Raw genomic sequence first — 20,040 nt, 5'->3', positions numbered from 1 at the left:
CAGAAGGAAGCCCAATGAACGACGCCACGGATTATCTCGCCCTCCTGCGGGATGAAACGCCTCTTATTGATGTTCGCGCACCGGTTGAGTTCGCCAAAGGTGCCATGCCCGCCGCCATCAATCTGCCCTTAATGAACGACCGCGAACGTGCGGCTGTGGGCACCTGCTATAAACGCGAAGGGGCAGAAGCCGCGCTTCGTCTGGGTCATCAACTGGTCAGTGGCGAAACCCGTGAACAACGCATCGAAGCATGGCGGCAAGCCTGCGCGCAATATCCGCAGGGTTACCTTTGTTGCGCCCGCGGCGGTCAGCGTTCGCATATCGTTCAGCAATGGTTACGTGAAAGCCAGGTTCACTATCCGCTGGTGGTCGGTGGTTATAAAGCGCTGCGCCAGTCCGCGATAGAAGCCACACAACAACAGATGCAACGCCCGGCGCTGCTGGTGGGTGGCTGCACCGGGAGTGGCAAAACGTTGCTGGTGCGTTCGCAGCGTAACGGCATCGATCTTGAAGGCCTCGCCCGGCATCGCGGTTCCTCGTTTGGCCGGACGTTACAACCGCAGCGTTCACAGGCCAGCTTCGAAAACCAGCTAGCGGCGGCATTACTGAAAGTGACGCCCGCGTTCTGGCTACTGGAAGACGAAAGCGCCGCGATTGGGGCGAACCACCTGCCAGAGGTAGTACGCACGAGAATGGCGCAATCGCCGCTGGTGGTGGTGGACGATCCCTTTGCACAACGCCTGGAGCGTTTGCGCGTCGACTATTTCGTCGCGATGCACGCGGCGTTTATCACCCGCGACGGTGAGGAAGAAGGCTGGCGGCAATATGCGGAATATCTGCGCCACGGGCTTTTTGCCATTCGCCGCCGTCTGGGGTTACAGCGCTATGCGGAATTAACGCGGCACCTGGAAAACGCGCTGGGCCAGCAGCAGCGCAGCGGCAGTACCGAGGAACACTTCGCGTGGCTCGTGCCGCTGCTGGAGGAGTACTACGATCCGATGTACCGCTACCAGCTTGAGAAGCGCGCGAAAGCCATTCGCTTTCGCGGCACGTTTACAGAAGTAGCAGCCTGGCTGGCGGCACACAATCCTTAATGGCGATCGCGTTTATCGGCGCGTTTTGCCAGCCAGTCCCCCAGTACCTGGACTATCTGCACCAGAATAATCAGCGCGATAACCGTTACGATCATTACCTGGGTTTCATAACGGTAATAGCCGTAGCGGATCGCCAGATCGCCCACACCACCACCGCCAACAATCCCGGCCATCGCTGAATACCCAATCAGGCTGACGAGCGTAATAGTCAGGCCGCGCAGCAGACCCGCGCTGGCTTCCGGCAGCAGTACCGTACAGATAATGCGCAGCGGACTGGCACCAAAGGCTTCCGCCGCTTCAATAATGCCTTTATCCACTTCGCGCAGGGCGCTATCGACCAGCCGCGCATAAAAGGCAATCGCCGCGACAGAGAGCGGCACAGATGCGGCAATCGGCCCAATGGTATTGCCGAGTAAAAACTGCGTAATGGGCAGCAAAAGCACCAGCAGAATAACAAACGGCACCGAGCGAATAATGTTCACCAGCACCGTGCTCACCAGATACACAGAGCGGTTTTGCCAGAACAGATGCCGATCAGTCACGAAAATCAGGAAACCGAGCGGCAAACCGCCGACAATCGCCAGCACCGTCGAGATACTTAACATCTGGAAGGTTTCGCCAAAGGCGAGGCTCAGATCGGCCAGTAAATCATCCATGGATCACCTCCACCTGCGCAGTACGGTTGCGAATATAGTCCACGGCGTCACTCACTGCCGCCGGGTTTTCCGCCGAGGTCAGTTGCACCACCAGAATGCCCAGCGCGCGCTCACCGATGTATTCGATTTTGCCGTGCAGAATATTCACCGCGACGCCAAACTTCACCGCTGCGTCGGAGAGCACCGGTTGCTCGGCGGAGTCGCCAATAAACAGGATTTTTAATAACTGCCCCGGAAGATGCTGCTGCAAACGCTCCGGCAAGGTCAGATTCAATGTATGTGACACCAGTTGCCGGGTGAAGGCGTGTTGCGGATGGGCAAAAACATCAAACACATCGCCCTCCTCCACCACTTTACCGCCGGACATCACCGCCACCCGATCGCAGATCGATTTGATCACGTTCATCTCGTGGGTGATCAGCACAATGGTGATCCCCAGTTGTTCATTGATCTGCTTGAGCAGGGCGAGAATGGTGGCGGAGGTTTCCAGATCCAGCGCCGAGGTCGGCTCATCACACAGCAACACATCCGGGTGATTAGCGATGGCGCGCGCAATACCGACCCGCTGCTTCTGCCCGCCACTTAATTGCACCGGGTAACGGCTGGCTTTATCGCTTAACCCCACCAGTTCAAGGATCTCGGTCACGCGCGGAGCGATTTTACTGCGCTCCCATCCCGCCGCTTTCAGGCTGAAGGCCACATTTTGCGCCACGGTACGAGTATGCATCAGGTTGAAGTGCTGGAAAATCATGCCAATACGCTGACGCGCTTTACGTAAGGTGATGCCTTCCAGCGCCGAAATAGCCACCCCATTGATTTTGACGTTACCCTGGCTTGGGCGTTGCAGCGCATTTAGCGTGCGCAGCAGCGTACTTTTGCCCGCACCGCTGGTGCCCACAATGCCGAAGATCTCACCCGGCGCAATGCGCAGCGAGACATCGTCTACCGCCCGGGTTGTAGTCGTACTGCCGCGCGCTGCGGGGAAATCCACGCACACTTTTTCTATTTCAATCATGCAAACCTCAAACGACAAAAGGCAGGCCGCAGCCTGCCCGTCAACTCAGCCGGAGTGTTATTTTTTATCCGCGCTCTGCATCCAGTCTGGTTTCTGGAACGCCGCGTAAACATTGTTTGGATCGTCAATTACCGCGCGGTAAGCCGGCGATTTCACCACCCCGACAATATCCTTCGCGAACGGTTTGTCGGCATCTTCCGTACGCACCGCAACGATATTTTTCAGGTTCTCATCCAGATGCTCTTGTTTGAGCGCAGAGGAGAGTTTCAGCCCGGCGGCAATGGCAAAGTTGCCATTGACCAGTGAGGCGGTCACGCCATCCAGCGTGCGCGGCAGCTGCGCCGCTTCCAGCGGTTTAAACACCAGCCCTTTCGGGTTGCTGGCGATATCACGCTCGGAGGCTTTGGTCGGGTCGATATTCGCTTTGATAGTGATAAGATCCAGCGATTGCAGGAAACGCAGCCCGCGCGCCAGATTGGTCGGGTCGTTGGAGAGCGTAACGATATCGCCCTTTTTCAGTTCATCCAGGCTTTTGATTTTGCGTGAATAAAAGCCCATACCCGCCGTCGGCACGGTAATCAGCTTGGTTAATTTCAGGCCTTTATCGGCCGTGAATTTGTCAAAATAAAGGCTGTGCTGGAACAGGTTGGCATCAATACTGCCATTCGCCAGCGCCATATTCGGCTGTACGTAATCGCTAAATTCACGCACCACCACTTTATAACCTTTCTCTTTTAACGACGGCGCAATCGCCTGTTTCACCATATCGCCGTATGGCCCAGGCGCGACGCCGAAAACGATGGTGTGCGGATCGCTGCTCGCGTGAGCAAACGGTAAGCCGCAGGCCAGAAGTAATGCGCCGAAGGTCGCGCGTAAGCTGAGACGACGTCCCATAAATTCTCCCTAACGAGTTGAGCTGCTGTGTGACGCGACGTACAGTGCGGCGCGTTCCATTTTCACCTGATTGATAAGACTGCTGAATAAGATGGCATAAACACAGCGCAGCGGTAATTGAAATATATTCAACATGCTGTGAACTATGTCACTGAATGGCGGGGAGATCTTTGCGGGGTAAGGCGATGAAGCATAACGAAAAGCCCTGCCCTTAATGGGTTTTCCGGCTTCTCGTTATGCTATTAATTGCTAAGCATTGCCGGATTTAAGCGAAGCATTAAACCCGGCGAATACAGACTTTTTAGAAGTCGTAACGCAGACGAACGATGTTCATGTCGCCCAGATCGTCGGTGCTGCTGGTGAATACGTGTTCGTAATCGACACGGAAACCGTAATCCAGCTGGAAGGTCACACCCACACCGTTATCAATACGCTGGTAATCACGACCGGTGGTGTATTGCAGACGGTCACCCATTACGTACGGCTGTACGTATTTAAGCGCGTACTGTCCAACCGGGATTTTGTATCCGGCAAAGTATTCAATACCCCACGCGTCGCCCGCGAAGTAGTCGTGAATATTTTTCTGACCAGTAGTGAGGAAGTTTTCGTACCAGCCACCGCCGAAGGAGAAGGTCCAGTTATCCGGCGTCCAGCTCAGCGCGGTGCCATAAATATTCTGGCTGTAAGTCTCGGTGCCGCCAGTGTTGACGTTACGCATGTCGGCCTGGGTGTAGTTCCACGCCGTACCCCATGTCAGGTCTTTGGCAATGTGGTAATCCACGCCCAGAGAACCGCCGCCTTTACGTTTGTAACGCAGGCCATTGCCACGCAGCAGATCGTTATCAGAGAACAGGTAAGATGCATAGATATCAGCATCACCGAAGCTGTTCTTATATTTCAGCATCTTACGTGAACGGTAAGAACCGTCGTAATCGCCGTTGATACCGTTACCGGAAGCCTGGGCTTTCATGTCGTAATCCCAGATATCGGTTTTCGCGCCAACTACGTCGTAGTACACGCTGTTCTGCTGACCGAAGGTCATGGTACCCCAGGTCTTGCTTTTCAGACCGGTGTAGAGCATGCGGCGAGTGGTGTTATGCGCGCCGTCTGCATAGTGGTTATCCCAGTCGAACAGCGCCGGAATGTTCACACCCAGTTCGTAGTAGTTAACCCAGCTAATATCATCGAACAGGTAGTAATCGGTCGCGAAACGGAAACGGGTCCCACCGTCGTAACCATTACGCTTGAAGGAGCCTTTGTCACCGTCGCCCATCATGTTATCGAATTGCGGACGAATAGAACCACCAACGGTGAAGTTCAGGCGGCTTAACGGATTACCGGCCTGCGGATCTTGCTTAAGTACCGTAATTTCCGCCTGAGTTGCGAAAGACGTCAATGCCACTGCTGCGCCGATGGCTGTCGCCAGAGCGGTTGTTTTTATTTTCATGGTTTTTCCTTGATGGATAGACACCACTAGTAAGTTACTAGCGGCGGAATATTAACGTCTAAAAGCTTCTATTTGGTGGGGTTTTTTTGTTGTTTTGTGCTGGTAAACAATTGCCAGGGGAACTTTTACACTTTGAAACAGACGCACACCGATAGAATTATCGGCATGCGTTTCGTTGAGCCAATATTGATGAAGGGATTAATTACTGAATTGACGAAACAGTGCTTTTCCTTTAAGCAACCGTGCGCCAAGCCAGCCGCCACACAGCGAAAGCAGCAGTGCGCCGCACAATGGTAGCGTAATCCACAACCGCCAGTCCGGCTCCCACGGAAAGTCAAAGACGCGGGTTTGCAGCACCGCCAGCGCGGTTTCCGCGCCCATCGCCGCGACCAGCCCGGAAACCAGCCCCAGCAGTGCGAATTCACACCACAACGTGGTTCGTAGCAGCCGCTTGCCCGCGCCAAGCGTGCGGTAAACCACCAGCTCCTGGTGACGCTGACGCATACCAACTTGTACCTGCGCCAGCAGCAGCAACACGCCGCAGGCGGTGACCAGCACCACCATCACTTCCAGCGCCCGGCTTACCTGCTCAAGCACCTGACCGACCTGTTTTAAAATCGCGCCAATATCCAGCAGGCTGATGGTCGGAAACTCCCGGTTCAGTTGCGTTAACATGCCGTTGCCATTTTGCCAGCGGAAACTGGTGAGCCAACTCTGCGGCTGGCCGTCCAGCGCTCCCGCAGGGAAGATAAAGAAGAAGTTTGGCCGCATGCTTTCCCAGTCCACTTTCCGCAGGCTGCTGATGGTGGCGCTGAATTCCTGCGTATCGCCCATAAACGTCACGGAATCGCCCAGCTTCAGGCCTAACCGCTGCGCCAGCCCCTCTTCAACAGAGACCTCCCCGTTTTTCGGCGGCCAGCTTCCGGCGGTAACCGGGTTGTGATCCGGGCGCTGCTGCTGCCAGGTGAGATTGAGTTCGCGATTCAGCGCCTCATCCTGGTTGCCCTCCGTCGACTGGCCGTTAATTTGCGTCATCCTCGCGCGCGCAATCGGGAAGAATGGCTGGGCGTCAACATGGTGCTGCGAAAGAAACGCTTTCAGCGGTGTCACTTGTTCCGGTGCGATATTGATTAAAAAGTAGTTCGGGCTGTCCGGCGGCAACTGCTGTTGCCACCGGTTAAGCAGATCGCCGCGCAGCACCAGCAGCATCGCCAGCAACATAAAGGAGAGTGAAAACGCCGAAAGCTGGCTCAACGTTGACCATGGCTGACGCAGCAGCCGGTTCACCGCAAGGCGCAACGGTAGCGCCTTAAATGTCAGGCGTTTGAGCACATTAAGCAGCAGCCAGCCCACCACACCGCACAGCAAGGCCAGTACCACGGCACCCGCCAGCACAGCCCACAGCAGCATACTGCCGCCCATCAGCCAGGCGAGTAGCAGCACGGCCACCGCGCAGATCACCGGCACGTAGAATTTCAAAGGCCAGACATTGGCCACCGCATCACGTCGCAGCACGCGCAGCGGCTGCGTCGCCAGCAGCAAGCGATAGGGTCGCAACCCCACCAGCAGCGAAATCACCACCATCGCTCCCACTGCCCACAGCCACGGCCACAAACTGGCGGGCGGCAGCGCAGCAGGCAGTACCGGCTTGAGCAGCACCATTAATACGCTTTCGAACACCAGCCCGATAACACCGCCGGTTACCACTGATAGCGCCAGTACCATTAACCACTGCCCGACAATCACTTTGCGTAATTGCGCCCGGCCCGCGCCAAGGGTTTTCAATACCGCCACCAGATCGTAGCGACTGCGGCAATAATGCCCCATCGCCACCGCGACGGCGGCTATCGCCAGCAGCAGCGTTAATAAGGCAGATAACAACAGGAACTGCTGCGAACGCTGCAAGGATTTACCCAGCGCACCTTCATCCTGTTCCAGCCCGTACCAGCGGTGCTCCGGTTTCAACTGCGGCAGCAACCATTTTTCGTATGCATCTAACTGCGCGGGCGTTCCACCAAATTTCACCCGCCAGCTGACGCGGCTACCCGGCTGCACCGCGCCAGTTTTCGCCACATCGGCAGTGTTCATTAACAGGCGCGGCGCCATCTGGAATGGGTTAAAGCCTGAATCCGGCTCCTGTACGACTTCCCCGGCGATACGTAATGTGGCATCACCCACATCAATAGAATCCCCGGTTTTTAAATTGAGCAGCGCCATTAATCGTGGTGCCAGTAGCACCGTTCCCGCTTGCGGTTTTAACCCGGGCGGGCTGGTTTGCAGCTCGCCATAAAGGGGGTAAATGTCATCAACGGCTTTCACATCGGCGAGTTGCGGCGTGTCCCCGGCAAAGGTCATGGTGGCAAAACTGATTTGCTCGCTGACCCTCAGCCCTGATTTTCGCGCTTCATCCAGCCACGCCTGGGGTATTTCACGAGAGCTGCGCAACGCTCTGTCGCCCGCCATAAATTCCCGGCTCTGCTGGCTGAGCCCTTTTTCCATGCGATCGCTGATGTTGCCGAGCGCCAACACACAAGCAACCGCCAGGCTGAGCGCCATCCAGACAATCAGCAGCGACGGCGAGCGCCATTCGCGCCAGAACCAACGGGCTATCATGCTTCCTCCCGCAGTTCACCGTTCACCAGCCGCAACCGCCGGTCGCATCGCGCGGCCAGCTGCGGATCGTGCGTCACCAGCAGCAGCGTGGTGCCGTATTGTTGATTCATGGAAAAGAGCAAATCAGCGATCTTGTCGCCGGTTTGCCTGTCGAGATTGCCGGTAGGTTCATCGGCGAACAGCACCGCCGGGCGGCCGTTGAACGCGCGAGCCAGCGCCACCCGCTGCTGTTCACCGCCGGAGAGCTGCGCAGGCAGATGATCCAGCCGTTTACCCAGCCCTAACTCTTCCAGTAACGCTTTCGCGCTACTGCGGCTTTGATTGCTGTTTTCGCCGCGCAGCAATGCCGGGAGTTCGACGTTTTCCAGGGCATTCAGCGTGGGAATGAGCATAAAAGATTGAAAAACAAAGCCGACATTTTGTGCGCGCAGTTGCGCACGCGCCTCTTCATCCATGGTTTGCAGCGGTTTGCCGAGCAGGTTCACCTCGCCGCTGCTACCGTCATCTAACCCGGCGAGGATCGCTAATAAGGTGGACTTGCCGGAGCCGGATTCGCCAATCAGGGCGATGGTCTCGGCTGGTTTGACAACCAGCTCAACTCCGGTAAGGATGGAAAGCTCATGCTCCCCCTGACCGACGGACTTCTTAAGATGATGAACTTCAACAATGTTTTCCGCTGGCATTTGCCCTTCCTGTTTTTGCTTTTGTTAACCTTTCGCGCCGCGGCGGCGGACACGTTACTCATTCTTGGCGACAGTCTGAGCGCCGGGTATCGCATGGCGGCGAATGCCGCGTGGCCTGCGCTGCTCAATGACAAATGGCAGCAAAAACCGACGGTCATCAATGCCAGCATCAGCGGCGACACCTCGCAGCAAGGGATGGCGCGCCTGCCTGCACTGCTCAAAGAGCATCAACCGCGCTGGGTGCTGGTGGAGCTGGGCGGTAATGATGGTCTGCGCGGTTTCGCGCCGCAGCAAACAGAGCAAACGCTGCGGCAGATAGTGCAGGCGGTGAAAGCCGCCAACGCGCAACCGCTGTTAATGCAAATTCGGCTCCCTGCCAACTACGGTCGCCGCTATAATGAAGCCTTTAGCGCCATTTATCCTAAGCTTGCCAAGGAGTTGGATGTTCCTCTGCTGCCATTTTTTATGGAAGAGGTCTATCTGAAACCGCAATGGATGCAGGATGATGGCATCCATCCCAACCGCGATGCGCAGCCGTTTATCGCAGACTGGATGGCAACGCGACTGGCGCCTTTAGTTAACCACGACTCCTGATTGTTCAGGCACGCCCCCAGGTAAAGTTATGCAAAAAGCAGTCTTAATAACAGGATGTTCCAGCGGTATCGGGCTGGAAAGCGCACGCGAACTGAAGCGTCAGGGTTTTCGCGTGCTGGCGGCCTGCCGTAAACCGGACGATGTCGCCCGGATGGCAAGCGAAGGCTTTACCGGCATTTTGCTCGATCTTGACGACGCGCAAAGCGTGATACGCGCCGCCGCTGAAGTGATAGCGCTGACCGACAATCGTCTGTACGGGATTTTCAATAACGCCGGATACGGTGTTTATGGCCCGCTTGATACCATCAGCCGCGAACAGCTGGAACAGCAGTTTTCCAGTAACTTTTTTGGCACCCACCAGCTCACTATGCTGCTGCTGCCTGCGATGCTGCCGCACGACGAGGGGCGCATTGTCATGACCTCCTCGGTGATGGGTCTGATCTCAACGCCAGGGCGCGGCGCTTATGCCGCCAGCAAGTATGCGCTGGAAGCCTGGTCCGATGCTTTGCGAATGGAGCTACGCCATACGGGGATCAAAGTGAGCCTGATTGAACCCGGCCCGATTCGCACGCGCTTTACCGACAACGTCAACCAGACGCAAAGCGATAAACCGGTGGAAAACCCTGGTATCGCCGCACGTTTTACGCTGGGGCCGGAAGCAGTCGTCGCCAAAGTGCGCCATGCTTTTGAGAGCAACAACCCGAAATTGCGCTACCCGGTAACGCTGGTGACATGGGCGGTTACCTTTTTAAAACGCCTGCTGCCGACGCGCATGATGGATAAAATTTTGCACGGGTGAGTTGAAGGCGCGAAGCCTCTCCCCCATGTATGACGAAACAGTGAAATAAAGAGAACTTAGTATGTCTGCACAGAATATTGTCAATATTACCGAAATGAACCTGCAACAGGTGCTTGAGCAATCCGTTGCCACGCCGGTGCTGTTCTATTTTTGGTCCGAACGCAGCCAGCACTGTCAGCAGCTGACGCCGGTGCTGGAGAACCTCGCCACCCAGTACAACGGGCAATTTATCCTGGCGAAAGTCGATTGCGACGCAGAGCAGATGGTGGCATCGCAGTTTGGCTTACGCGCCATTCCTACTGTTTATCTGTTCCAGAATGGTCAGCCGGTTGACGGTTTCCAGGGGCCGCAACCGGAAGAAGCGATTCGCGCGCTGCTGGATAAAGTGCTGCCGCGCGAAGAGGAGCTGAAAGCGCAACAAGCCATGCAACTGATGCAGGAAGGCAAGCACATCGACGCGCTGCCGCTGCTGAAAGAGGCCAGCCAACTGGCGCCGCAAAACAGCGAAATCACTCTGCTGCTGGCGGAAACGCTGATTGTGTTAAACCGTGCGGATGAAGCCGAAGCGGCGCTGAAAACGGTTCCGTTACAGGATCAAGATACCCGTTACCAGGGGCTTATCGCGCAGATCGAACTGCTGAAAAAAGCCGCCGATACGCCGGAAATTCAGCAACTACAACAACAGGTTGCAGACAACCCGCAGGACGCGCTGCTGGCAACCCAACTGGCATTGCAGCTGCACCAGGTGGGCCGCAACGAAGAAGCGCTGGAACTGCTGTTTAGCCACCTGCGTAAAGATCTGAGCGCTGCCAACGGCGAAGCGCGCAAAATGCTGCAAGAGATCCTCGCCGCGCTCGGCACCGGCGACGCGCTGGCATCGAAATACCGCCGCCAGCTTTACTCCCTGCTCTACTAATTTCCCTGCTAAATTTGGCGATCGCGCTGTTTTCATCGCTAATTCGGGCTAAGATGGCATCAAATTAAACAGGAGGTTTTTTTGATGCCAATCGTCATTCTGGTTCTTATCTTCGTCGCGCTGGTGGTGGTTATTTCTGGCGTGAAAATCGTACCGCAAGGCTTCCAGTGGACGGTGGAACGCTTTGGCCGTTTCACCCGCACGCTGCAGCCAGGTTTAAGCCTGGTGGTGCCGTTTATGGATCGTATTGGTCGTAAGATCAATATGATGGAACAGGTTCTCGATATCCCCTCGCAGGAAGTTATTTCCAAAGACAACGCCAATGTCACCATTGACGCCGTGTGCTTTATTCAGGTCATCGACGCGCCTCGTGCCGCCTATGAGGTGAGCAACCTGGAGCTGGCGATCATCAACCTGACCATGACCAACATCCGTACCGTGCTCGGCTCGATGGAGCTGGACGAAATGCTCTCGCAGCGCGACAGCATCAACACCCGCCTGCTGCATATTGTCGATGAAGCCACCAATCCGTGGGGCGTGAAAGTTACCCGTATTGAAATTCGCGACGTGCGCCCACCAGCGGAATTGATTGCCTCGATGAACGCGCAGATGAAAGCGGAACGGACCAAGCGTGCTTATATTCTTGAAGCCGAAGGGATCCGCCAGGCGGAGATCCTGAAAGCCGAAGGGGAAAAACAGTCGCAGATCCTCAAAGCGGAAGGCGATCGCCAGTCAGCGTTCCTGCAGGCGGAAGCGCGTGAACGTTCGGCAGAAGCAGAAGCTCGCGCCACGCAGATGGTATCTGAAGCGATCGCCGCCGGGGATATTCAGGCGGTGAATTACTTCGTGGCGCAGAAATACACCGACGCGCTGCAACAAATCGGCTCGGCGAACAACAGCAAAGTGGTGATGATGCCGCTGGATGCCAGCAGCCTGATGGGTTCGATCGCCGGCATCGCCGAACTGGTGAAAGACAGCGCCGGCGAGCGTAAAAAATGATTGCCGCCCTGCTGCTCGAACATACACACCTTGCCTGGCTGGTGCTCGGCGGCCTGTTGCTGGCTGCGGAAATGCTGGGCGGTAACGGCTATCTATTGTGGAGCGGCGTTGCGGCGGTAGTCACCGGGTTGCTGGCGTGGGTTATTCCCTTCGGCTGGGAGTGGCAAGGTGTACTGTTCGCCGTACTGACCATGCTGGCCGCCTGGCTGTGGTGGCAGTGGCTTTCGCGGCGGGTAAAACAGCAAAAACCTGCCGATGCGTCGCTGAACCTGCGTGGACAACAACTCATAGGCCGCCGCTTCCAGCTTGATAACGCGCTGGTGAATGGTCGGGGCCATATGCGCGTGGGCGACAGTTCGTGGCCGGTCAGCGCCGACGACGATCTCGCTGCCGGAACGCGCGTTGAGGTGACAGCCGTTGAAGGCATCACCTTGCGCATCAAAGCCGTAAACGAATAACCCTAACGCAAGGATTCAGGGAATGATAAAACGCAGCCGCCTCGCGCTGGGCTTGTGCCTCTCTTTTACCGCCAGCGCCCCCGCGCTGGCGTCGTCTGATATCGATAGCTGCACCTGGGGGAGCTCAGGATGTTTCGTCACCAGCCCGCCGGTGCTGGGCATTGATACAGACACTCGCGATAACCTGCTGCGTCTGGTGGATGAGCAAAAAGGATTTTTGCCGCTGCGCCAGCCCATGCCGCAAGATTTCACGCGCAGCCGAAGCTTCTATTTCGGTGTTCATCACGATGACACTACCGCCCCGATGGCAACGGCGGAACCGATTTCCAGTGACGACGCCCTGCGCCAGCAAATGAAAGCGCTGGGCATCAAACCTGATGATCAAATTCCTCCGGCGCTATTACGCCTGATTGCCGAAGGTGACACGGCGCAAACAGCAACTGGCGAAGATTTTGCGTCCGATGAGCTGGAAAACCGCTTTGTGTCGCGCAATAACGAGACACTTTCAGGCTTTTTCGCCGCCCTGCTGGACGAAACGGCGTTGACGCCGGAACAGCGCCTGGCGCTGGCGAAAGCGCGGATGGCGGCAAATGGTAGCGGTGTAGTGATCATCAATTCGCTGAGCTTCCCGGAAGGTTCTGCCGCTCTCGGTTTCCGTACCTATTTACAGGGCGCTAATGCGTTCTATGCCGGTGATTATGCGGCCGCCGCGCAAGCTTTTACCGCGCTGGCCAGCAGCCCGCAGCCGTGGCTTGCCGAAACGGCCAGCTATATGTTGATGCGCACCGCGCTCAACGCCAGTAGCGCCAATGCTAACGGTGAATATGGCGATTTCGACGTTACAAAAGTGGACAAAGCCCAGGCGCAGAAAGCGCGGGATGCGGCGCTTCATTATCTGAAAAGCTGGCCGCAGGGTCGCTACGCAGAATCGGCGCAGGGGATGTTGCGCCGCATCAACTGGTATTTGCAGGACTGGAACGCGCTGGCGGCGCTCTATGAACAGGCGCTGTCACAGACGGCCAGCGGTGATGCGTTAATCGCGCTGGTGAATGAAAGCGACAACAAACTTCTCGAATGGGGTGGTGACAACTTTATCAGCACACCGGATGCCTCGCTGATGACATTTATCCTGACGCTGCGCCGTCTGCGCGATAACCAATGCGATGAAAAGCATCCCTGTATCGATCAAGCCTGGCTCGACAGTATCAAAGCCGATTTCGACAAAAATAAACGCAGTGACCTGTGGAATTACCTGCGTCTGAAGCTGGCTTTCAGCAAGCAGGATTACGCCACCGTGCGCAGCGCTATCACCCCGGCGCAAACCCTGCCGCCGCGCAATATCCTCGCCTTTAGCGAGCAAGTGCTGTACGGCGAAGCGCTGATGGCGCAAAAGCAGTGGCCGGACGCCAAAGCGCACTGGTTACATCTTTTGGATCTGAGTAAAGATGTCGAACAGCAGCAGTTGCTGCAGGCCAAACTGGCGGCAACGCTGGTAGAAAGCGACGCGCTGGCGCAGATTTTTGCCCCAGACAGCAAGGTCACGAATCTGCGTTATCGCTCCCTGGTGCTGAAAACTAAAGCGCCACGCGAGTTGCTGCGCCAGCAGGCCAGCAGTGGCCCGAATAACGAAGAGCGCACCATTGCGCTGCACACGTTGCTGACGCGAGATTTAACCGAAGGGCATTACGTCGACTGGTTACAAGACAAAAAACTGATCGCCGCGATCGCACCGCCGGTCACGGGCGAAGCGTTTGATGACGTCAACCTGAGCGCATTTGGCTGGAAAGGCACCGACAAAGAGAGCGTTTACTTCTGCGCTGCGCTGGAAAAAACGGTCACTACCCTGAGCCAGAAAGCGCAGGATGGCCATGCGCTGAACTGCCTGGGCGAGTTTTTCCGCATCACGCAAACCCGCGTTAACCGGGAGACCGACCTGTGGGGTAATGACGCGCTGGACGACGCAACAAAACTGGAATCTGCGCCCGGCGTCGCGCACCGTCTGGCCTGGTATCAGCAGGTTATTAACGACGCGAAAGCCGAGCCGGAAGATAAGAGTTACGCGCTGTATCGCGCCGTGATGTGTTATGCCCCCTCCGGTTATAACGATTGCGGCGGCGAAGACGTGGATAAATCGGTGCGTAAAGCATGGTTCCAGCAACTGAAAAGCCGTTATCCGGGAAGCGTATGGGCCAAAGCGCTCAAATACTACTGGTAATGGCGCTGGCAGGCGCGCTGCTGTCGCCTGTTGCGTTAGCAACTCAGCGGGAGCAGGCGTACTGGTTGTGGTCTGGTGTGCGGCCCACGCAAACGCTGCGTAACGCCGATATTGTCTATCTGCATCAGGGCGATGTCGTCACTGCTGCCGGGCAAACGGTGTTTGAGCGTAAAGGGCTGCCGGTCAACCAACTGACCTTTCCACGCATCTGGCTCACGGTGCGTTTTACCACGCTGGACGTGCCGGATGCGTTGTTGTTACGTCTTACCCGGCTGTTAGCTCGCTGGCAAGCAGCGGGCAATCATGTCGTCGGGTTGCAGGTGGATTTCGATGCTGCTACTCATCGCCTTGGCGATTACGCGCGCTTTTTGCATCGTCTACGCCAGACGCTACCAGCAGACTACGCGCTGGGCGTTACCGGGTTACTGGACTGGGCGAAAACCGGCAGTGTGCAAACCCTTAACGCGCTGCCGGTGGATGAACTGGTCGTGCAGAGCTATCAGGGGCGCAGTACCGTGGCGAATTACACCGCCTATCTTCCCGCACTGTTAGCGTTACGCATCCCGTTTAAACTGGGGCTGGTGCAGAACGGCGCGCGTGACATAAGCGAAGAGCAGCAACTCGCCGCGTCCCCGTGGTATCGCGGCACGGTGACATTTATGCTGAACCCTTCGCGTGGTGGCAGCAGCCCGAAAGGTTATCAATAATCGGGCAATCGGCGCTATCGTCGCCGGGGCAGGAATCCGCCAGTGCCAGCAGTTGCACACGCATCTGTTGCAGTTCGCCAATATGCCGCTCGATCTCGGCCACTTTCTGTAACGTGCGCGCTTTGACATCTGCGCTGTGGCGGGCCGGGTTATTAAACAGATTCACCAGCTCGCCGCACTCTTCGAGATTAAACCCTACCTGCCGTGCCTGGCGCAGCAGCGTCAACTCATTCAGGTGTTGTTGGTTGTAGCTGCGGTAGCCATTTTCGCTGCGCAGCGGCGGTGTCACCAGCCCTTTCTCTTCATAGAAGCGAATCGCTTTGCTGGTTAAACCGGTTCTTTTTGCCACGTCGCTGATATTCACGTTTCCCCCTTGCTGCCAGAAGCTGAGATAATCACTATAAATGGCCGCCATGTAATAAAACAAATATATCCATATTGTTAATGGTTTTTTATTTACCCACCTTGCCGCTTCGCTATAACATGTGGCCGGTTGTTTCTAATAATGATAAATGATTTACACACAGGAGTGTTTATGAGTGATATGGCGTTTTGCCGTGGTTGCGGAAAGCAAATACATAAAGAAGCGGTGGCTTGCCCGCAGTGCGGCGCGCCTCAAAACACCGCCGGGAAGAAAAGCCGAATTTCTGCTGCGCTGTTCGCCTTCTTTTTAGGCGGATTTGGCGCGCATAAATTTTATTTAGGAAAACCAGTACAGGGGATCCTCTATCTTCTGTTTTGCTGGACCTTTATTCCGGCAATCGTCTCTTTCATCGAATTTATTATTTATCTGTGCAACTCCGATCAGGAATTTGCCCGTAAATACGGTTGAGTTTTACCCCGCCGGTAATAAGCAAACCCCGCCTTGTGCGGGGTTTGTTGTTTATGAAACACCTGTCATTTCTTTGTGATGATAAAACCTTGACCTTCCCCTTGATGGAAGGTTTAAGCTTCTACACAGTCACTATTGAAGCCCCCCAACCAAGGAGATTGAATATGTCTCATACCATAGCGCTAGACCTGGATGGCCTTTCCTGCGGCCATTGCGTAAAACGCGTCAAAGAGAGCCTGGAAAAACGCCCGGATGTTGAACAGGCAGACGTCACCATTGAACGTGCGGAAGTTACCGGCAGCGCCAGCGCTGACGCGTTGATCGAAACCATCAAAGAAGCCGGATACGGTGCGAGCTTAAGCCACCCAAAGGCTAAACCGCTGGCAGAGTCATCACTCCCGTCGGAAGCACTGACAGCGGCCACACCTGAGCTTCCGGCAGCCAGCGAGCTTGATGACAGCCAACAACTGTTGATCAACGGCATGAGCTGCGCCAGTTGTGTCTCCCGGGTGCAAAAAGCCTTACAGGCCGTACCGGGCGTTACGCAGGCACGGGTCAACCTGGCGGAGCGCACCGCGCTGGTGATGGGCAGTGCCCCCGCCGCTGAATTAGTCAGCGCCGTAGAGAACGCAGGCTACGGCGCTGAAGCCATTGAAGATGACATCAAGCGCCGCGAACGCCAGCAGGAAACCGCGCTCGCCACCATGAAACGCTTTCGCTGGCAGGCGATTGTCGCGCTGCTGGTTGGCATACCGATCATGATGTGGGGCATGCTCGGCGATAACATGATGGTCACCGACACCAACCGTACGCTGTGGCTCGCGCTCGGTGTTGTCACGTTAGCGGTCATGATCGTAGCGGGCGGCCATTTTTACACCAGCGCCTGGAAAAGCCTGCGTAACGGCACGGCGACCATGGATACGCTGGTCGCGCTGGGTACGGGCGCGGCCTGGCTCTACTCTATGAGCGTCAATATCTGGCCGCAGTGGTTCCCGATGGAGGCGCGACACCTTTATTACGAAGCCAGCGCGATGATCATCGGTTTGATTAACCTCGGTCACATGCTGGAAGCCCGCGCGCGCCAGCGTTCGTCTAAAGCGCTTGAGCGGTTATTAGATTTAACCCCGCCCACTGCACGCGTGGTGACCGCCGACGGCGAGAAAAACGTACCGCTGGCGGACGTGCAACCTGGCATGACGCTGCGCCTGACAACGGGCGATCGTGTGCCGGTAGACGGGGAAATCAGCCAGGGCGAAGCCTGGTTTGATGAAGCCATGCTTACCGGCGAACCGGTGCCGCAGGAGAAAAGCACCGGCGAGAGCATTCATGCCGGGACGGTAGTGCAGGACGGCAGCGTGCTGTTTACCGCCAGCGCCGTCGGCAGCCACACGACGCTGTCGCGCATTATTCGCATGGTGCGCCAGGCGCAAAGCAGTAAGCCGGAGATCGGCCAGCTTGCCGATCGCATTTCCGCCGTATTTGTGCCCGTGGTGGTCGCTATCGCCCTGTTCAGCGGCGCTATCTGGTATTTCTTCGGCCCTGCGCCGCAAATTGTCTATACGCTGGTTATCGCTACCACGGTGCTGATTATCGCCTGCCCTTGCGCACTGGGGCTGGCAACGCCGATGTCGATTATCTCCGGTGTTGGTCGCGCGGCGGAGTTTGGCGTGCTGGTTCGCGATGCTGATGCGCTGCAACGCGCCAGCACGCTCGACACTATTGTGTTTGATAAAACCGGCACCCTGACGCGCGGCAAACCCGAAGTGGTGAGCGTGAAAACACAGGATATCGACGACGCGACGGCGCTGCGCCTGGCGGCGGCACTGGAGCAAGGTTCCAGCCATCCGCTGGCGCGGGCGATCATTGAAAAAGCAGGCGCGGATACGCTGCCGGTGGTCAATCAGTTCCGTACACTGCGCGGGCTGGGCGTGAGCGGTGAGATTGACGGGCACAGTGTGCTGCTTGGTAACCAGGCGCTGCTGGCTGAACAAAATGTGGATACCCGCGCGCTTGACGATGAGCTTAATGCGCAGGCAAGCCTGGGCGCCACGCCGGTACTGCTGGCGGTCGACGGGAAAGCTGTGGCGCTGTTGGCAATCCGCGATCCGTTACGCGAAGACAGCATCGATGCGCTGCAACGTCTGCACCGTGAAGGCTACCGCCTGGTGATGCTGACCGGTGACAACCCCACCACCGCCAACGCCATCGCCAAAGAGGCCGGTATTGATGAGGTGATCGCTGGCGTGCTGCCAGATGGCAAAGCCGAGGCGATCAAAAACCTGCAACAGCAGGGTCGCCAGGTGGCGATGGTTGGCGACGGGATTAACGACGCGCCCGCGCTGGCGCAGGCGGATGTGGGTATCGCGATGGGCGGTGGCAGCGATGTGGCAATTGAAACCGCGGCTATCACGCTGATGCGCCACAGCCTGCTGGGTGTGGCCGATGCACTGGCGATTTCGAAAGCGACGCTACGCAACATGAAACAGAACCTGCTCGGCGCGTTTGTCTACAACTCGCTGGGTATCCCGATTGCCGCAGGCATCCTCTGGCCGCTGACCGGTACATTGCTCAACCCGGTGGTCGCAGGCGCGGCAATGGCGCTCTCGTCCATTACCGTGGTCAGCAACGCCAACCGGTTATTGCGCTTTAAACCCCATCAGTAAATGCCACACCCCCGCCGTTTATCCGGCGGGGTTTGCACCTTCTGGCCGTGCGCGCTAGCATGAGATTTTTCACTCAGGAAGCGCGTATGAGCCTGTTTCAACGATTGAAAACCTTTTTTCTTGCGCTTCGTGTGCCGCATTACCGCTGGCCAGCACTGGATGTGGATTTGCCCGGCGGCCAACATCTGCACCTGGTGGGCAGTATTCACATGGGCACCTACGGCATGTCGCCGCTCCCGGCGCAGCTACTGCAAAAACTGCGCGATGCTGACGCGCTCATTGTGGAAGCGGATATCGCCGGTTCGGACTCACCGTTCGACAACCTGCCGCCGGCCGAACCGCTTGAACAGCGCCTTCCCCCGGAACTTCTTGCCCAGCTCGACAGCACGCTGCAAACCCTGTCGCTTCACAGAGATGAATTCGACCAGCGACCCGCCTGGCATATCGCGCTGGTGCTACAAGCCACGCAGGCACAACGGCTGGGGCTGCGCCCGGAGTACGGCATCGACTATCAGTTGTTACAGGCAGCACAGCAATATCAGGTGAAAGTGATGGAGCTGGAAGGTACCAGCAGCCAGCTGGATATCCTGCGCAGATTGCCGGACGAAGGAAATGAACTGCTGCAGGATACCCTGACTCACTGGCACGAAAATGCGCGTTTATTACAGGTGATGATGAGCTGGTGGCTGGAAAACCCGCCTACGGAAGATGAACTGATGCTGCCGTCCACCTTCAGCCAGCCGCTGCATGATGTTTTGATGCACCAGCGCAACCAGGCGTGGTGCGAGCGTTTATTTGCGCTGCCGCCAGGGCGCTATGTTGTGGCAGCAGGTGCTTTGCATCTGTATGGCGAGGGGAATTTACCGGCGTTGCTGCGCGAAAGAGCGGCGCAATAGCGCAAGATGGTACTATTTTCGCGCACGCGAGCAGGCGTATGCTAAGCGCCGTGAGATGACCGTGGTAAGAAGGATTATTATGACACCCGCCGTGAAGTTACTCGAAAAAAACAAGGTTCCCTTTCAGGTTCACACTTACGATCACGATCCCAATGAAACCAACTTTGGTGATGAAGTGGTGCGTAAGCTGGGGCTGAACGCCGACCAGGTCTATAAAACGCTGCTGGTGGCGATCAATGGCGATATGAAACATCTTGCCGTTGCGGTCACGCCGGTTGCCGGGCAACTGGATCTGAAGAAAGTTGCCAAAGCGCTTGGCGCGAAAAAAGTCGATATGGCCGATCCGCTGGTCGCCCAGCGCACCACCGGTTATCTGGTGGGCGGCATCAGCCCGTTGGGGCAGAAAAAACGTCTGCCGACGCTGATTGATGCTCCCGCGCAAGATTTCGCTTCCATTTATGTTTCCGGCGGTAAACGCGGGCTGGATATTGAACTGGCGGCGAGCGATCTGGCAAAAATGCTGGATGCGAAGTTTGCCGATATCGCCCGCCGCGATTGA

General features: G+C 56.7%; 19 protein-coding genes. 12 read left to right on the top strand and 7 right to left on the bottom strand.

The genetic code is table 11. The features are described 5' to 3' along the window. Positions 1 to 14: 14 nt before the first annotated feature. On the top strand, positions 15 to 1,094 hold the full coding sequence (mnmH, locus tag BN2591_RS10295; RefSeq protein WP_086871193.1) for a tRNA 2-selenouridine(34) synthase MnmH: 1,080 nt from the start codon (positions 15 to 17) through the stop codon (positions 1,092 to 1,094). Here the strand turns inward: mnmH and BN2591_RS10290 are convergent. The 6 genes from BN2591_RS10290 to ybbA all read right to left on the bottom strand — a co-directional run bounded on the left by BN2591_RS10290 (position 1,091) and on the right by ybbA (position 8,402). Further along, a complete protein-coding gene (locus tag BN2591_RS10290; protein ID WP_086871191.1) occupies positions 1,091 to 1,750 on the bottom strand; it encodes a methionine ABC transporter permease in 660 nt (219 codons plus the stop codon). The genes mnmH and BN2591_RS10290 overlap by 4 nt on opposite strands. Then, the gene (gene sfbB / locus BN2591_RS10285; RefSeq protein WP_086871189.1) at positions 1,743 to 2,765 is read right to left on the bottom strand and encodes a virulence-associated ABC transporter ATP-binding protein SfbB; all 1,023 of its coding nucleotides are present in this window, start codon (positions 2,763 to 2,765) and stop codon (positions 1,743 to 1,745) included. Before sfbB ends, BN2591_RS10290 begins: the two co-directional genes overlap by 8 nt. Before the next feature lie 57 nt (positions 2,766 to 2,822). Continuing rightward, on the bottom strand, positions 2,823 to 3,659 hold the full coding sequence (locus BN2591_RS10280) for a MetQ/NlpA family ABC transporter substrate-binding protein (RefSeq protein WP_086871186.1): 837 nt from the start codon (positions 3,657 to 3,659) through the stop codon (positions 2,823 to 2,825). 301 nt (positions 3,660 to 3,960) lie between these two features. After that, complete coding sequence (locus BN2591_RS10275) at positions 3,961 to 5,106, bottom strand: porin (RefSeq protein ID WP_086871184.1); 1,146 nt, start codon at positions 5,104 to 5,106, stop codon at positions 3,961 to 3,963. A gap of 198 nt (positions 5,107 to 5,304) precedes the next feature. Beyond that, positions 5,305 to 7,719, bottom strand: coding sequence for a putative ABC transporter permease subunit YbbP (gene ybbP, locus BN2591_RS10270; RefSeq protein WP_086871182.1), 2,415 nt, complete (start codon positions 7,717 to 7,719; stop codon positions 5,305 to 5,307). Beyond that, positions 7,716 to 8,402, bottom strand: coding sequence for a putative ABC transporter ATP-binding protein YbbA (gene ybbA / locus BN2591_RS10265; protein WP_086871180.1), 687 nt, complete (start codon positions 8,400 to 8,402; stop codon positions 7,716 to 7,718). The genes ybbP and ybbA overlap by 4 nt, the downstream gene beginning before the upstream one ends. Between ybbA and tesA the strand changes: the two genes are divergently transcribed. The 7 genes from tesA (at position 8,373) to BN2591_RS10230 (ending at position 15,090) form a co-directional block, all read left to right on the top strand. Continuing rightward, positions 8,373 to 8,996 carry a multifunctional acyl-CoA thioesterase I/protease I/lysophospholipase L1 gene (gene tesA, locus BN2591_RS10260; RefSeq protein WP_162494949.1) on the top strand — a complete coding sequence of 208 codons (624 nt, stop codon included), beginning with the start codon at positions 8,373 to 8,375 and terminating at the stop codon, positions 8,994 to 8,996. The genes ybbA and tesA overlap by 30 nt on opposite strands. Before the next feature lie 28 nt (positions 8,997 to 9,024). Continuing rightward, on the top strand, positions 9,025 to 9,795 hold the full coding sequence (locus BN2591_RS10255) for an SDR family oxidoreductase (protein ID WP_086871176.1): 771 nt from the start codon (positions 9,025 to 9,027) through the stop codon (positions 9,793 to 9,795). A 61-nt stretch (positions 9,796 to 9,856) separates the two neighbouring features. After that, on the top strand, positions 9,857 to 10,711 hold the full coding sequence (locus BN2591_RS10250; protein ID WP_086871174.1) for a co-chaperone YbbN: 855 nt from the start codon (positions 9,857 to 9,859) through the stop codon (positions 10,709 to 10,711). Positions 10,712 to 10,795: 84 nt separating this feature from the next. Beyond that, the gene (locus BN2591_RS10245) at positions 10,796 to 11,710 is read left to right on the top strand and encodes an SPFH domain-containing protein (RefSeq protein WP_017455696.1); all 915 of its coding nucleotides are present in this window, start codon (positions 10,796 to 10,798) and stop codon (positions 11,708 to 11,710) included. Beyond that, positions 11,707 to 12,168, top strand: coding sequence for an NfeD family protein (locus BN2591_RS10240; protein ID WP_065369131.1), 462 nt, complete (start codon positions 11,707 to 11,709; stop codon positions 12,166 to 12,168). Before BN2591_RS10245 ends, BN2591_RS10240 begins: the two co-directional genes overlap by 4 nt. Before the next feature lie 22 nt (positions 12,169 to 12,190). Continuing rightward, on the top strand, positions 12,191 to 14,383 hold the full coding sequence (locus tag BN2591_RS10235) for a PA5441 family protein (protein WP_086871171.1): 2,193 nt from the start codon (positions 12,191 to 12,193) through the stop codon (positions 14,381 to 14,383). Next, positions 14,353 to 15,090, top strand: coding sequence for a DUF3142 domain-containing protein (locus BN2591_RS10230; RefSeq protein ID WP_086871169.1), 738 nt, complete (start codon positions 14,353 to 14,355; stop codon positions 15,088 to 15,090). Before BN2591_RS10235 ends, BN2591_RS10230 begins: the two co-directional genes overlap by 31 nt. On the opposite strand, the gene cueR is transcribed toward BN2591_RS10230, so the two are convergent. After that, the gene (cueR, locus tag BN2591_RS10225) at positions 15,041 to 15,454 is read right to left on the bottom strand and encodes a Cu(I)-responsive transcriptional regulator (RefSeq protein ID WP_086872116.1); all 414 of its coding nucleotides are present in this window, start codon (positions 15,452 to 15,454) and stop codon (positions 15,041 to 15,043) included. The genes BN2591_RS10230 and cueR overlap by 50 nt on opposite strands. Before the next feature lie 171 nt (positions 15,455 to 15,625). Here cueR and BN2591_RS10220 point away from each other — a divergent pair, with 171 nt between their 5' ends. The 4 genes from BN2591_RS10220 to ybaK all read left to right on the top strand — a co-directional run bounded on the left by BN2591_RS10220 (position 15,626) and on the right by ybaK (position 20,040). Next, positions 15,626 to 15,922: a TM2 domain-containing protein gene (locus BN2591_RS10220; RefSeq protein WP_086871167.1), complete on the top strand. Its 297-nt coding sequence runs from the start codon at positions 15,626 to 15,628 to the stop codon at positions 15,920 to 15,922. A 164-nt stretch (positions 15,923 to 16,086) separates the two neighbouring features. Further along, on the top strand, positions 16,087 to 18,585 hold the full coding sequence (copA, locus tag BN2591_RS10215) for a copper-exporting P-type ATPase CopA (RefSeq protein ID WP_086871165.1): 2,499 nt from the start codon (positions 16,087 to 16,089) through the stop codon (positions 18,583 to 18,585). An 86-nt stretch (positions 18,586 to 18,671) separates the two neighbouring features. Continuing rightward, positions 18,672 to 19,481, top strand: coding sequence for a TraB/GumN family protein (locus tag BN2591_RS10210; protein ID WP_086871163.1), 810 nt, complete (start codon positions 18,672 to 18,674; stop codon positions 19,479 to 19,481). A gap of 79 nt (positions 19,482 to 19,560) precedes the next feature. After that, positions 19,561 to 20,040 (top strand): Cys-tRNA(Pro)/Cys-tRNA(Cys) deacylase YbaK, encoded by a 480-nt coding sequence (gene ybaK, locus BN2591_RS10205; RefSeq protein ID WP_045509145.1) that lies wholly within the window; start codon positions 19,561 to 19,563, stop codon positions 20,038 to 20,040.

This window comes from Kosakonia pseudosacchari, from assembly GCF_900184035.1.
Taxonomy (GTDB): domain Bacteria; phylum Pseudomonadota; class Gammaproteobacteria; order Enterobacterales; family Enterobacteriaceae; genus Kosakonia; species Kosakonia pseudosacchari.
The sequence above is the reverse complement of the archived record's forward strand: the minus strand, read 5'-3'. Positions and strand labels throughout refer to the sequence as shown.